This window comes from Cupriavidus malaysiensis (assembly GCF_001854325.1).
GTDB lineage: Bacteria > Pseudomonadota > Gammaproteobacteria > Burkholderiales > Burkholderiaceae > Cupriavidus > Cupriavidus malaysiensis.
Genome location: NZ_CP017754.1, coordinates 1,409,863 through 1,422,250, shown reverse-complemented (window position 1 = coordinate 1,422,250; position 12,388 = coordinate 1,409,863). Strand labels below are relative to the sequence as shown.

The following is a 12,388-nucleotide window of genomic DNA, read 5'->3' as shown; positions in this document are numbered from 1 at the left end:
GCCTGCCGCACGCTGCCCTGGCGACCGCGCTAGGCCGGTCGGCGCCCGGCCTGCAGGAACGCCGGCGTATCCAGCAGGCGGCGCACGTCCAGCACCTGCCAGCCGCGCCCTTCGCGGTCGACCAGGCTCGCGCCTTCCCACTCGCGGCAGGCCCCGCTGCCGGTTCCGCCCGGCGGCGGGCTCAGTTCGCCGGCGTGGCGCAGCCCCATGACGCGGGTGGCGAGGATGCCGCAGGCGCGCTCGACCTCGCGCGACAGCACGACGATCTTGCTGCCCGGCTGCAGCGGCGTGACACCCTCGCCGCAGAACAGGCCGAAGTCGATCACGCCCAGCAGGTTGCCGCGCGCGCTGACCAGGCCGGTGTACCAGGGCTGGGTCAGCGGCACGCGCGCGGGCTGGCGCATCTCGATCACCTCGCCGGTCTGGGCCAGCGGCAGCAGCCAGTGCCGGGCGCCTACCTGCAGGCCGAGATAACTGTCGACGGCGGGCAGGCTGCGCGCCTCCCGCAAGCGCCGCGCCAGCATCGCCTGGTAGTCCTGCAGGCGGGTGTGGCGCACGCGTAGGTCCTGGCGGGGAGCGTTCATGGCGGGGATGGCGCGGGCGGGTGGCGGATGGCTCAGTGCGACAGGGCGGCGATCTTGGTCAGCAGTTCTTCGCCGTCGACCGGCTTGACGATGTAGTCCGCGGCCCCCTGGCGCATGCCCCAGATGCGGTCGGTGTCCAGGCCCTTGCTGGTGCACATGATCACCGGGATGTCCTTGAAGCGTTCGTCGCGCTTGATCGAGCGCGTGGCCTGGTAGCCGTTCTGGCCGGGCATCACCACGTCCATCAGGATCAGGTCGAAGGCTTCGCTCTCGAGACGGGCGAAGGCCTGCTCGCTGTTGCCTGCGACCGAGACCTTGAAGCCGCGCTTGCCGAGCAGGTCGGACATGAACAGCGCCTCGGTGGGGGAGTCGTCTACGATGAGGATCTTATGGATGGTCATGATCGGATTGGGTTCGCGCAGCGCATGCGTGCGGCGTGCCGTCTTATGCAGGCAAGGCTGCAGACGACACTGCGGACGCTGCGGACGCCAGCGCGGCCGGCGCCGGCGCGCAGGTTTCCAGCACGTGCAGCAGCGCTTCGCGGGTGAACGGTTTGGCGAGATGGTCGCGCGCGCCGACCAGGCGGCCGCGCGAGCGGTCGAACACGCCGTCGCGCGAGGACAGCATGATCACCGGGATGGCGTGGAAGCGCGGGCTCTTCTTGATCAGGGAGCAGGTCTGGTAGCCGTCCAGGCGCGGCATCAGGATGTCGCAGAAAATCAGGTCCGGGTGCAGGTCGCCCACCTTGGCGAGGGCATCGAAACCGTCCTCGGCCAGCATGACCTCGCAACCCGCCTGCGACAGGAAGATCTCCGCCGTGCGGCGGATCGTGCTGGAGTCATCGATGACCAGCACCTTGCGGCGTGCGCATGCCGCGCCCGGCGCGCCGGCGACCCCGTCGTGTTCTGCAATCTGAGCGACCCGCATTTTGTTCCCGCGAACGGCGCCCGTCCATGCGGATGCGCCGGCATTCACTTGAGAACACCCGACCGGATCAGTCTGGCCGACCCGGCGGACCCCGATATCTAGTTTTTTTCCCAAAAAGCCGGCGAGCCGGCTGCTTGCCGGGCGGCGCATGGTTCCCGCGCCTACCCGTGTCCCCGGTGGCAGCGGCCGGCCGGGAACCGTGTTCAAATTTGCAGCAGAGTGTGACAAGACGCCGGGGGGCCGTCAATCGCGGCAATGCGGCCACCTCCGGCGATCTGTCGCTTCGGCGCGACGCGGCTGCGCGCGCCGGTGGCTCAGATAGCCACCATCTCGAAATCTTCCTTGCGGGCACCGCACTCGGGGCAGGTCCAGTTGATGGGCACGTCCTCCCAGCGGGTGCCGGGGGCGATGCCATCCTCGGGCGCGCCGGCGGCCTCATCGTAGATCCATCCGCAGATCAGGCACATCCAGGTCTTGTATTCCATAACGGGCAGGTGACTCTCCATTAAAATTCAGCGCAGATGGTACCGAATCAGCGCAGACGGCGCCAGCCGTGGCAAGCCAGATCCGTGCCAAATACGCCGCGTTCCCGACCGTTGCCGCGCAGTTCGCGCGCGAATCCCCGCAAATCCCTGCGTGTTCGCCGCGAATTGACGGCCGGTTGGACGCCTTTCCCCTGCTTTTGACTTCAGACAAGGCCATGTCCCGCAACCAGCAGCTCTTCGATCGTGCCCAGCAGACCATTCCCGGCGGCGTCAACTCGCCCGTGCGCGCCTTCCGCTCGGTGGGCGGCACGCCGCGCTTCATCTCCCGCGCCGAGGGGGCCTATATGTGGGACGCGGACGGCCAGCGCTATATCGACTACATCGGCTCGTGGGGTCCGATGATCGTCGGCCACACCCATCCGGAGGTGGTGCGCGCGGTGCAGCAGACCGCTGCCCAGGGCTTCTCCTTCGGCGCGCCCACCGAGGCCGAGATCGAAATGGCCGAGGAAATCTGCAAGCTGGTGCCGTCGATCGAGCAGGTGCGCCTGGTCTCGTCGGGCACCGAAGCGACCATGAGCGCACTGCGCCTGGCACGCGGCTTCACCGGGCGCGACCTGATCATCAAGTTCGAGGGCTGCTACCACGGCCACGCCGACAGCCTGCTGGTCAAGGCCGGCTCCGGCCTGCTGACCTTCGCCGACACCACCCGCAACGCGCCCTCCTCGGCCGGCGTGCCGGCCGATGTCGCCAAGCACACCATGGTGCTGGAGTACAACAGCGTGGCCCAGCTGGAACAGGCCTTCGCCAGCCACGGCGACGAGATCGCCGCGGTGATCGTCGAGCCGGTGGCCGGCAATATGAACCTGGTGCGCGCCAGCGACGCCTTCCTGCAGGCCATGCGCGCGCTCTGCACCCGACACGGCGCGGTGCTGATCTTCGACGAGGTGATGACCGGCTTCCGCGTGGCCCTGGGCGGCGCCCAGGCCCACTACGGCATCACCCCCGACATGACCTGCCTGGGCAAGGTGATCGGCGGTGGCATGCCGGCGGCGGCCTTCGGCGGCCGGCGCGACATCATGGCCAAGCTGGCGCCGCTGGGCGGCGTCTACCAGGCCGGCACGCTGTCGGGCAACCCGCTGGCGGTGGCGGCAGGCCTGACCACGCTCAAGCTGATCCAGGCGCCCGGCTTCCACGACCGCCTGGCCGCCCAGACCCGCAAGCTGGCCGACGGCCTGGCCGACGCCGCGCGCGCGGCCGGCGTGCCGTTCGCCGCGGATGCGGTCGGCGGCATGTTCGGCATCTACTTCCGCGAGGGCGTGCCCGCCAGCTTCGCCGAGGTCACCCAGAGCGACACCGCGCGCTTCAACCGCTTCTTCCACGCCATGCTCGACGCCGGCGTCTACCTGGCGCCATCGGCCTTCGAGGCCGGCTTCGTCTCGTCCTGCCATGACGACGCGGTGCTGCAGGCAACGCTGGACGCGGCACGCCAGGCGTTCGCGGCCTGAGCGACTCGGACGGCCCGGGCGGCCGGGGCCGCCCGTCGCGCTGAACGACCGCCGGGGTAGCGCGCGTCAGGCGCCGGCCACCGGCGCGCGCACGCCATCGAGCGCCGCGTACGCCGCCGCCAGCTGCTCCGCCAGGGCGGGCGAGGCCGCGGTCATGGGCGCGCGCAGCTCGTCGCGCAACAGCCCCTGCCGGGCCAGCAGGGCCTTGAGCGGCCCCGGGTTGGTTTCGGCGAACAGCAGCGACAGCACCGGCGCGAGCGCCCGGAACAGGCGCCTCGCCTCGGCCAGCCGGCCGGCCTCCACGGCCCGCCAGAGGCCCACGAACAGGTCGGGCCGGACGTGGGCGGAGGCGATGATGGCGCCGCGGCCGCCCAGGCACAGCGTGCCCAGCACCTGCGCATCCTCCCCCGCCAGCAGCGCCAGGCGGCCATCGTCGATCACGGCCTGGGTGCTGTCGAGGCTGCCGCCGCAGTCCTTGAGCGCGCGGATATTGCCGTGGCCGGCGAGCGCCAGCAGGGTTGCGGTCTCGATCTTGATACCGGTGCGATAGGGAATGTCGTAGAGGACCAGCGGCGCCGCCGCGTGGTCGGCCAGCGTGCTGAAGTAACCCAGCAGCCCCTGCTGCGACGGCCGCACATAGCAGGGCGCCGGCGTCAGCAGGCCGGCCAGCGGCCGCTCGTTCAGGCGTGCCAGCCGCGCCAGCACCTGGCGCTGGTTGAAGCCGGCCAGGCCCATCATCACCGGCAGCCCGCCGGCCTCTTCCAGCACGGCATCCAGCACCGCCAGCTGTTCCGCCTCGTCCAGCGCCGCGGCCTCGCCGGTGCTGCCGCACACCACCAGGCCGGCGATGCCGCTGCCGCGGTAGTGCGCCACCAGCCTGCGCAGCGCGCCATGGTCCACCTCGCCCCCGGCAAAGGGGGTGACCAGCGGCAGCCAGATGCCTGAAAACACCTCCTGCCCGATGTCTTGCCTGGTGTCTTGCCTGGTGTCTTGCCTGGTGTCTTGCCTGGTGTCTTGCCTGGTGTCTTGCCTGGTGTCTTGCCTGGTGTCTTGCCTGGTGTCTTGCCTGGTGTCTTGCCTGATGCCCTGCTGGATCTCTTCTTGCCTCACGTCTTGCATCGAACTCTCCGGATCGACCGATCGGAAAACCGCACAGGTGCGCGCGGAGCGGGAGATGCGGACCAGGGGGGATGAGCGCCCTGCCGTGCGTGCCGTTCCGTCGCTCATCTGACGGAACAGCGCGCCCCGGTCAGATGAGCGGCTGTTTTTTGCTTTTGGCGTGCGCGCGCAGGCCGGCCTGGCCGGGAACGGCAGGGCCGGCGATGGCGGAAACGGGACAGGCGCGGCGCACGAGGGAGAATCCAGGACTGGAAAAATCCGGCGCATCGGCGCGCCGGGAACCGACAATCTACCCGCGCATGCCGCGCCGCGTCAACCGGCTGGCGCCACGCAAGGGGCACCTGCCCGTGCGCTACACTTGAGATTCGCCTGACTTTGGAGCCCTCGATGACCGCTTCCCTGACTTCGCCCCTGACCCTGATCCGCTGGCTCGTGCTGGCCTGGCTTGCGAGCCTGCTGAGCGCGTGCGGCTACAACGACTTCCAGGCCAAGGACGAAGCGGTCAAGGCCGCCTGGAGCGAGGTCATCAACCAGTACCAGCGCCGCGCCGACCTGATCCCCAACCTGGTCAACACGGTCAAGGGCTATGCCACGCACGAGCGCGAGACCCTGGAAGCGGTGACCAAGGCACGCGCCGCCGCCACCAGCATCCAGGTCACACCCGAGACGCTCAACGACCCTGCGGCCTTCCAGCGCTTCCAGCAGGCCCAGGGCGAGCTCACCAGCGCGCTGTCGCGCCTGATGGCGGTGTCGGAGAACTATCCGCAGCTGAAGGCCGACGCCTCCTTCCGCGACCTGCAGTCGCAGCTCGAAGGCACCGAGAACCGCATCACGGTGGCACGCCAGCGCTACATCGTCGCGGTGCAGGCCTACAACGTGCTGGCGCGCAGCTTCCCCACCAATCTCACGGCCATGGTCTTCAAATACCAGGTCAAGCCCGCCTTCACCGTGGACAACGAGAAGGCGATCGCGACGCCGCCGGCCGTGAAGTTCTGACCCCGGGGCGAACGACATGATGCGATCCTGCGCGGCACGTCCCTGGCCGCGGGCCCTGGCACCGCTGCCAGGCTGGCTGGCCTGGCTGGCAGCCCTGGCGCTCGCGCTGCTGCTGGCGGCGCCGGCGGCGCGCGCCGCCGACGACGGCTTCGTCGCCGTGCCGGCGCTGACGCAGCGCGTGACCGACCTCACCGGCACGCTCAGCGCCGACCAGCGCCGCGCGCTGGAGAACGTGCTGGCGGAGTACGAGCAGCAGCACGGCAGCCAGATCTTCGTGCTGATGGTGTCCACCACCGCGCCCGAGCCCATCGACGCCTACAGCATCCGGGTCGCCGACGCCTGGCGCGCCGGCCGCAAAGGCATCGACGACGGCGTGATCGTGCTGATCGCCAAGGACAACCCGCCCGGCCTGCGCAAGATGCGGCTGGAGGTCGGCCGGGGCGTGCAGGGATCGCTGACCGACGCCATGTCCAAGCGCATCCTGCAGGACGTGATGGCGCCCCACTTCCGCCAGAACGACTTCTACGGCGGCCTGGCCGCCGGCGTCTCGGCCATCCAGGCCACCATCGACAAGGAGGGCCTGCCCGGGCCGCAGGCCGCCGGGACGGCCGGCCAGGACGGCTGGAGCACCTGGCTGGCGGTAGGGTTCCCGCTCGCCATCATCCTGTTCTTCTTCATCTCGGCCGCGCTGCGCCCGCGTGCGCCCGACATCGTCACGGGCAGCCGCTACGGCAGCCGCGGCCCGGGCCCTGGCGGGCTGGGCGGCCTCGGAGGACTGGGCGGCCTGGGCGGTCTCGGCGGCCTGGGTGGCGGCGGCTTCGGCGACTCCGACCGTGGCGGCGGCGGTGGCGGCTTCAGCGGCGGTGGCGGAGGCGGCTTCGACGGCGGCGGCGCCTCCGGAAACTGGTAGCGCGACAGCGATACACGGCAGCCATACGGAGACGCCCATCATGCCTTTCATCCGACGCGCCCTGCGCCACCTGAGCCACCGTCCCGGCACCGCCCGGCGCCATTTCCCGCCGGCGGCACAGCAGGCGCTGCAGGAAGCCGTGCGGGCCGGCGAGCAGCGCCATCGCGGCGAGGTACGCGTGGTCATCGAAGCCAGCCTGCCGGTCGGCCACGCCTGGCGCGGCGTCAGCGACCGCCAGCGCGCCCGCGCCCTGTTCGGCGCGCTCGAAGTGTGGAATACCGAAGAGCACACCGGCGTGCTGCTCTACATCAACCTCGCCGACCATGCCGTCGAGCTGCTGGCCGATCGCGGCGTCGATGCCTGTGTCGGCAAGGCGGCCTGGCATGCCGTCTGCACGGCACTGGCCCAGGACCTGGCGCGCGAGCTGTCGGTCCGGCCCGTGCTGGAAGCGGTGGCGCGGATCCATGCCTTGATCGAGGCGCACTTCCCGGCGGATGGGCGGCCGCGCCCCAATGCGCTGGACGACCGGCCTCTGGTGCTGTAGCCGGCCGCGGCGCGGCCTCACCCGCCCAGCCGGCCCTGCCGCCCTGCCCATCGGGCCCACCGCGCCCAGCGGGCCCGCCAGACCCACCGGGCACACCCAGCCAGCTCACGCCTCGCGCAGCGCGGCGCGCCCGCCGCGGCCGGCCCAGGCATACCATGCCGCGGCCGCGAGCTGCAGCAGAACCAGCCCTCCCCAGATCCACAGATGGGCGACGGCCGGATAGCGGCCGCCCACCGCGGGCCAGAAATCGAGCACATAGCCGATGCCGACCTGGCAGGCAAAGGTCGCGAGAAACACCAGCAGCGTCAGCGCGGTGGTGGCGCGACCGATCAGCGACGCCGGGAAACTGCGCGCCAGCACGGCATAGGTCAGGATGCCGCTGGAGCCGCACACGCCATAGCCGGCCCACAGCCAGGGCGCCGGCAGCGGCACGCCCGCCATGATCAGCAGCTGGACCACGATGAAGCCCGTCATGCCCAGGCCGGCGAAGGCATACAGGCTCAGGCCGGCGCGCTCGAGATAGCGCGCCGCCCAGCCCGAGCCGACGCAGCCCGCCATCATGGCGAAGCCGATCACGGACACCAGGCCCGCCGCCGCGGCCTGGCCGGCGCCGGAGACATCGCGCAGGAAGGCACCGACCCACAGCGTCTGCACCGCCAGGAAGATGCCCTGGTTGAGCAGCGTCAATGGCGCCACCCGCCAGAAGGCAGCGCTGCGCAGGATGCGGACGGTGCCGCGCCACTGCTCGCCCAGGGTCTGCTGCCCCTGGCGCCGCGCGTCCGGCACGCCGAACCACAACAGCAGCGCCATCGCCAGCGACAAGCCGGCCAGGCCCAGGCTCACGCCGCGCCAGTCCATGACCGACAACAGCCAGGCCAGCGGCGTGCCCACCACCACCGCGCCGAGGCCGCCGATCGCCATCACCACGCCATTGAGCAAAGGCATGCGCGACAGGGGAAACCACAGCGCCAGGGCCTGGATGGCCGCACCCAGGCAGACCGACACACCCACGCCAACCAGCAGGCGCCCGGCCGCCAGCCCGGCCATGCCGCCCGCCTGGGAGAAGCACCACGCCCCGGCGGCGGCGAACACCAGCATCACGGCCTCGGTGCGGCGCGGGCCGAAGCGGTCGAGCATCAGCCCGGCGGGCAGTTGCGCGCAGGCGAAGCCGAGGAAATAGAAGCTCGTCAGCAGGCCGAGGTCGGCCGCCGACAGGCTCAGCTCGCGCGTCAGGTAGGGCGCGAAGCCCAGGTTGACGCCGCGGAAGATGTAGGACACGAGGAAGCCCAGCGAGAACACCGCCAGCACGCGCCAGCGCACCGGCGAGGCAGGCTGGGTGGCCGTGGCCGTGGGAGGGGCGGACGCGCGTGGCGCGGGCGGCAGGGAGGAGGAAGAGGTCGTCGTCATGCTGGGATTGTCGTCACCAGGGCGGTGCATGACCAACGAAAGATATCGGCGGAGATTGTGAGTAGAATTTGACGGCCATGGCCGAACCTCCCTTCCACCTGCCCGCCCTGCAGGCGCTGCGCGCGCTCGAGGCCGCCGCGCGCCACCGCAGCTTCTCACGCGCCGCCGAAGAGTTATCGCTCACCCACAGCGCCATCAGCCACCATATCCGCGGGCTGGAGGACAAGCTGGGCAGCAAGCTGTTCCAGCGCAGCGGCAGCCTGATGCAGCCCACCAGCGCGGGCCTGCGCCTGTCCGAGCGCGTGCGCGGCGCGCTGGACGAACTCGAAACGGCCCTGCGCGAAGCCTGCGCCAGCAGCGGCCCGCCGGTGGTACGCCTGCAGATGAGCGTGATGGCCGACCTGGCCAACGCCTGGCTGATCCACCGCCTGCCCAGCCTGTACGACGCCGCGCCCGAGATCGACCTGCACCTGCGCCTGCACGCGGAGATCTCGCCACCCGACCCCTACGGCGTCGATCTCGGCATCTGGCACCAGCGCGTCGACCTGCCAGGCTTCGAATGCCGCAGCCTGATCCAAGACCACGTCATCGCCGTGGCCAGCCCCAAGCTGCTGGCGCGCTACCCGGGCTTCACGCTGGCCGACCTGCCGGGGCTGCCGATGCTGCGCTTCGCCCTGCGCCCCTGGCGCGACTGGCTGGAACGCGCCGGGCTGCCGCCCGAGGAGCCGGAGCGCGGGCCGATCTTCCAGGACGCAGGCCTGATGCTGCAGTCGGCGGTGGCCGGTCTCGGTGTGGCCACCGCGCGCGCGCTGCTGGCCCGCGACTACCTGGCCAACGGCCAACTGGTGCAGTTGGGCGAGGTGAGCGTGCCGTCCAGCCTGCACTACTGGGTCGTGTGGCGCGAAGGCAATCCGCGCGAAGCCCACATCCTGCGCCTGATCGGCTGGCTGCGCGAGCAGGTGGCGGCATCGGCACAGCCGACGCGCGGCGCCGGCGACACGGCCTCCGGCAGTTGACGGCACGCCGGATAGGACTGCGGGGCGTCGACGCCGCAGCCGCGCGCTTGCGCCCGGTTTCCGTCCCGGCGGCGGCCGGAAACAACAGCGCTGTAACAGAATTGCAACCAAAGCCGCCCTGTTGCGCGGCGCCCCCTTCAACCAAGATCGCCTCGCCTATTCAGACGGGGCCGGCTCCCCGGCTCGATCAAAACTCAGCCTTTTGACTTAGCATCCGGCCCGTCGAAGCGGCACCGCCTCCTCCGTTCGCGCAGCCCGCAGCGATCACTCCGACCTGGGGCCTGCCTTGGCGCGCAGAGACCATTCTCATTTGCATTCCGGCAAGTTTCATCTCTGCAACCTGTCTGCCACCCGCCTCCTTCCGCGGCCGAATCGGGGCAAATGCGCCAGCCGCCATAAATGCACCGCTTGAACACCGGATTCCGCCCAGGAAATGACGCCGGCTTTCCATGGCGGCTGATTTCGAAGGATCAACGGCAAGGAAAGCCGACGGCACACCAGAAACATCTGGTTACGAATGCCGGAAGACGATTCACTTCTGCAACGCCTCACCTAGCAAAATCAAGGACTTAGCCGATCTGGCACGGACATCGCTAAAGCAGGTCCGACGGGGGTGCTCGGGTCAAGCCCGAGCTGACGACGGCAAGCCAGTTCCGCTAGAGAACAACGCAGCCATCGAGCCAGCAGGAAACTGGTCCGAAACCAGGAGCGCCTCGACGTCGACGCTGGGGAGCGGAAACGCACGGACCGGAAGCAGGCAACGCCTGCATCCTGCAACCCTGTACGGGATGCGCTCGATCGAGGGCCTGCGCCCGATCCCCGATGATGTGCCCAGGCCGCTGCATTCCGGCGGCACAAGAAAAGAAATCGGGGGAATCGCAATGAACGCGTATATACCGCGCCCACTGCTCTATCTGTCGCGGCAGCATGACGGGACTCTGTGCCGCCACCTGGCCCAGCAAGGCTGGAAACCCCACTTCGCCTCCAGCGTCAGCGATCTCGAAGGCATGGACCTGGACAGCCAGCCGATGGCCGGCCTGCTCGACCTGCGCGCTGGCGTGGCCCCGGCCGACCTGCAGGCGGTCGAACCCTGGCTGGCGCTGCGCAACATCGGCTGGATCGGCTTGACGGACGGTGCCAGCGATCTCACCCCGGTCGCGCGCAATATGCTCGGGCTGTATTTCATCGACTACTGCACCGCGCCGTGCGACGATGCGCATGTCGACTATGCGCTGGGCCACGCGGTCGGCATGGCCACGCTGCGCTCGAGCACCGCGCAGGCGTTCCCGCACGCCCCCCGCCCCGACGGCATGATCGGCAACTGCGAGGCCATGCAGGCCTTGTTCCGCAGCATCGCCAAGGTCTCGCGCTGGGATATGCCGGTGCTCATCTCCGGCGAATCCGGCACGGGCAAGGAACTGGCGGCCCGTGCCATCCACCAGGCGTCGGCACGCGCCTCGGGTCCCTTCATCGCGGTGAACTGCGCGGCCATCCCGCCCACGCTGCTGATGTCCGAACTGTTCGGCTATGAACGTGGCGCCTTCACCGGCGCCGCCAAGCGCAAGCCGGGGCGTATCGAGCTGGCCCACGGCGGGACCCTGTTCCTGGACGAGATCGGCGACATGCCGCTCGAGAGCCAGACCAGCTTGCTGCGCTTCCTCGAAACCGGCCATATCGAACGCCTGGGCAGCACCGAATCCATCGCCGTCGACGTGCGGGTGGTGTCGGCAACCCACGTCGACCTCCAGGCAGCGGTCGCTGCCGAACGCTTCCGCGGCGACCTGTACCACCGCCTGTGCGTGCTGCGCGTCAAGCAGCCGCCCTTGCGCGAACGCGAGCGCGACATCGTGCTGCTGGCCGAACACATCCTCAACCAGATCCGCAAGCACTCGCCGGAACGGATCCGCGGCTTTTCTCCGGCGGCGCTGCGCTCGCTCCATGCCCACGACTGGCCTGGCAATGTGCGCGAGCTGATCAACCGGATCCGCAATGCGGCCGCCATGTGCGAAGACGGCGTGATCCGGCCTTGCGACCTGGAACTGCATTCGCCAGCCGAGACCGAACGGCCGCCCACCCTGGCCAAGGTCAGGCATGCGGCCGAACTGCAGGCACTCAAGGAAGCCCTGCAGCGCCACCATGAACGGCTCATCGACGTCGCCGAGGAACTCGGCATCTCGCGTGTCACCTTGTTCCGGATGATGCGGGAACATAAGCTGCAGGTACGCCGGGGCGAGCTCGACGTCGTCGAGCAGCGCGCCTGAGCGCATCAAGCGCATCCTTAGCGCGCTGTCCCGGCATTCACCGCCGCGCCTGCCCATGCATCGCTTGCTGCGCCACCCCTTCCTGCGCTTCGTGCTGGTCGGCCTGAGCAATACGGCGGTCGGCTTCGGCACGACCTGGGCCGCGCTGCGCCTGTTCGGCTGGGGAGACGCGGCGGCCAATGCCATCGGCTATGCCATCGGCTTTCTCTGGGGCTTTACCTGGCACCGCATCTGGACCTTCCGCCACCGCGGCGCCGTCGAACAGGGACTGCTGCGCTACGGCGCCGTCTGCGCGGTAGCCTACGCGGCCAACCTCGCCGTCGTGCTGGAAGTGAGCCGGCTGCTCGGCAGCGGTCAACTGCTGACCCAGGCCTGCGGCATGGTCACGTACACGACGCTCGCCTACGCCGGCGCCCGGCTCTACGCCTTCCGCGCGCCGGCCGCGACTTGATGCCCGGCCCGCGCCGGCCCCTTCCCCGCCCCCGCAACGTTCGACTGTCGGCGCCATTCGCGCCGGCGCCAGCGCCAGCGCCAGCGCAATTTCAGCGCAGGTGACAGTGCGGCGGGAAAGCGGCCGTGGCCGGCCCGCGCGATCGCGCACGCCAGAACGCTGGCCAGACCGCTGCACGCCCGC

The 12,388-nt window shown here is 70.1% G+C and carries 13 protein-coding genes; 7 read left to right on the top strand and 6 right to left on the bottom strand.

What is annotated here, in order from left to right; all coding sequences use genetic code 11:
• Positions 1 to 29 precede the first annotated feature (29 nt).
• The 4 genes from BKK80_RS06135 to BKK80_RS06120 form a co-directional block, all read right to left on the bottom strand.
• Positions 30 to 584: a chemotaxis protein CheW gene (locus BKK80_RS06135; RefSeq protein WP_071011580.1), complete on the bottom strand. Its 555-nt coding sequence runs from the start codon at positions 582 to 584 to the stop codon at positions 30 to 32.
• Positions 585 to 616: 32 nt separating this feature from the next.
• Entirely contained in the window at positions 617 to 985 is a 369-nt protein-coding gene (locus BKK80_RS06130; protein ID WP_071011579.1) for a response regulator, read from the bottom strand.
• Positions 986 to 1,028: 43 nt separating this feature from the next.
• Positions 1,029 to 1,511 carry a response regulator gene (locus BKK80_RS06125; RefSeq protein ID WP_071068741.1) on the bottom strand — a complete coding sequence of 161 codons (483 nt, stop codon included), beginning with the start codon at positions 1,509 to 1,511 and terminating at the stop codon, positions 1,029 to 1,031.
• A 314-nt stretch (positions 1,512 to 1,825) separates the two neighbouring features.
• Positions 1,826 to 1,996: a rubredoxin gene (locus BKK80_RS06120; protein WP_010813017.1), complete on the bottom strand. Its 171-nt coding sequence runs from the start codon at positions 1,994 to 1,996 to the stop codon at positions 1,826 to 1,828.
• A gap of 215 nt (positions 1,997 to 2,211) precedes the next feature.
• On the opposite strand from BKK80_RS06120, the gene hemL reads away from it, so the two are divergent.
• On the top strand, positions 2,212 to 3,501 hold the full coding sequence (gene hemL, locus BKK80_RS06115; protein ID WP_071068740.1) for a glutamate-1-semialdehyde 2,1-aminomutase: 1,290 nt from the start codon (positions 2,212 to 2,214) through the stop codon (positions 3,499 to 3,501).
• Between the two features lie 66 nt (positions 3,502 to 3,567).
• Here the strand turns inward: hemL and dapA are convergent, their stop codons facing one another.
• Positions 3,568 to 4,452 (bottom strand): 4-hydroxy-tetrahydrodipicolinate synthase, encoded by an 885-nt coding sequence (gene dapA, locus BKK80_RS06110; protein WP_236903727.1) that lies wholly within the window; start codon positions 4,450 to 4,452, stop codon positions 3,568 to 3,570.
• 555 nt (positions 4,453 to 5,007) lie between these two features.
• Here dapA and BKK80_RS06105 point away from each other — a divergent pair.
• From BKK80_RS06105 to BKK80_RS06095, 3 genes are read left to right on the top strand one after another with little or no spacing between them, the layout of a single operon-like run.
• Complete coding sequence (locus BKK80_RS06105) at positions 5,008 to 5,616, top strand: LemA family protein (protein ID WP_071011572.1); 609 nt, start codon at positions 5,008 to 5,010, stop codon at positions 5,614 to 5,616.
• A 19-nt stretch (positions 5,617 to 5,635) separates the two neighbouring features.
• Positions 5,636 to 6,526 (top strand): TPM domain-containing protein, encoded by an 891-nt coding sequence (locus tag BKK80_RS06100; RefSeq protein ID WP_071016172.1) that lies wholly within the window; start codon positions 5,636 to 5,638, stop codon positions 6,524 to 6,526.
• Between the two features lie 40 nt (positions 6,527 to 6,566).
• Complete coding sequence (locus tag BKK80_RS06095; RefSeq protein ID WP_071011570.1) at positions 6,567 to 7,070, top strand: TPM domain-containing protein; 504 nt, start codon at positions 6,567 to 6,569, stop codon at positions 7,068 to 7,070.
• 105 nt (positions 7,071 to 7,175) lie between these two features.
• Here the strand turns inward: BKK80_RS06095 and BKK80_RS06090 are convergent, their stop codons facing one another.
• A complete protein-coding gene (locus BKK80_RS06090) occupies positions 7,176 to 8,477 on the bottom strand; it encodes an MFS transporter (protein WP_071011568.1) in 1,302 nt (433 codons plus the stop codon).
• Positions 8,478 to 8,554: 77 nt separating this feature from the next.
• Here BKK80_RS06090 and BKK80_RS06085 point away from each other — a divergent pair, with 77 nt between their 5' ends.
• The 3 genes from BKK80_RS06085 to BKK80_RS06075 all read left to right on the top strand — a co-directional run bounded on the left by BKK80_RS06085 (position 8,555) and on the right by BKK80_RS06075 (position 12,205).
• The gene (locus BKK80_RS06085; RefSeq protein ID WP_071011566.1) at positions 8,555 to 9,493 is read left to right on the top strand and encodes a LysR substrate-binding domain-containing protein; all 939 of its coding nucleotides are present in this window, start codon (positions 8,555 to 8,557) and stop codon (positions 9,491 to 9,493) included.
• 881 nt (positions 9,494 to 10,374) lie between these two features.
• Positions 10,375 to 11,754 carry a sigma-54 dependent transcriptional regulator gene (locus tag BKK80_RS06080; protein WP_071011564.1) on the top strand — a complete coding sequence of 460 codons (1,380 nt, stop codon included), beginning with the start codon at positions 10,375 to 10,377 and terminating at the stop codon, positions 11,752 to 11,754.
• A 55-nt stretch (positions 11,755 to 11,809) separates the two neighbouring features.
• Positions 11,810 to 12,205 (top strand): GtrA family protein, encoded by a 396-nt coding sequence (locus BKK80_RS06075; RefSeq protein ID WP_071011562.1) that lies wholly within the window; start codon positions 11,810 to 11,812, stop codon positions 12,203 to 12,205.
• Positions 12,206 to 12,388: the final 183 nt, after the last annotated feature.

Excerpts from the sequence above, each read along its gene's own strand:
- BKK80_RS06135 (WP_071011580.1), bottom strand. The coding sequence starts at position 584 with ATGAACGCTCCCCGCCAGGACCTACGCGTGCGCCACACCCGCCTGCAG.
- BKK80_RS06130 (WP_071011579.1), bottom strand. The coding sequence starts at position 985 with ATGACCATCCATAAGATCCTCATCGTAGACGACTCCCCCACCGAGGCG.
- BKK80_RS06125 (WP_071068741.1), bottom strand. The coding sequence starts at position 1,511 with ATGCGGGTCGCTCAGATTGCAGAACACGACGGGGTCGCCGGCGCGCCG.
- BKK80_RS06120 (WP_010813017.1), bottom strand. The coding sequence starts at position 1,996 with ATGGAATACAAGACCTGGATGTGCCTGATCTGCGGATGGATCTACGAT.
- hemL (WP_071068740.1), top strand. The coding sequence starts at position 2,212 with ATGTCCCGCAACCAGCAGCTCTTCGATCGTGCCCAGCAGACCATTCCC.
- BKK80_RS06105 (WP_071011572.1), top strand. The coding sequence starts at position 5,008 with ATGACCGCTTCCCTGACTTCGCCCCTGACCCTGATCCGCTGGCTCGTG.
- BKK80_RS06100 (WP_071016172.1), top strand. The coding sequence starts at position 5,636 with ATGCGATCCTGCGCGGCACGTCCCTGGCCGCGGGCCCTGGCACCGCTG.
- BKK80_RS06095 (WP_071011570.1), top strand. The coding sequence starts at position 6,567 with ATGCCTTTCATCCGACGCGCCCTGCGCCACCTGAGCCACCGTCCCGGC.
- BKK80_RS06090 (WP_071011568.1), bottom strand. The coding sequence starts at position 8,477 with ATGACGACGACCTCTTCCTCCTCCCTGCCGCCCGCGCCACGCGCGTCC.
- BKK80_RS06085 (WP_071011566.1), top strand. The coding sequence starts at position 8,555 with ATGGCCGAACCTCCCTTCCACCTGCCCGCCCTGCAGGCGCTGCGCGCG.
- BKK80_RS06080 (WP_071011564.1), top strand. The coding sequence starts at position 10,375 with ATGAACGCGTATATACCGCGCCCACTGCTCTATCTGTCGCGGCAGCAT.
- BKK80_RS06075 (WP_071011562.1), top strand. The coding sequence starts at position 11,810 with ATGCATCGCTTGCTGCGCCACCCCTTCCTGCGCTTCGTGCTGGTCGGC.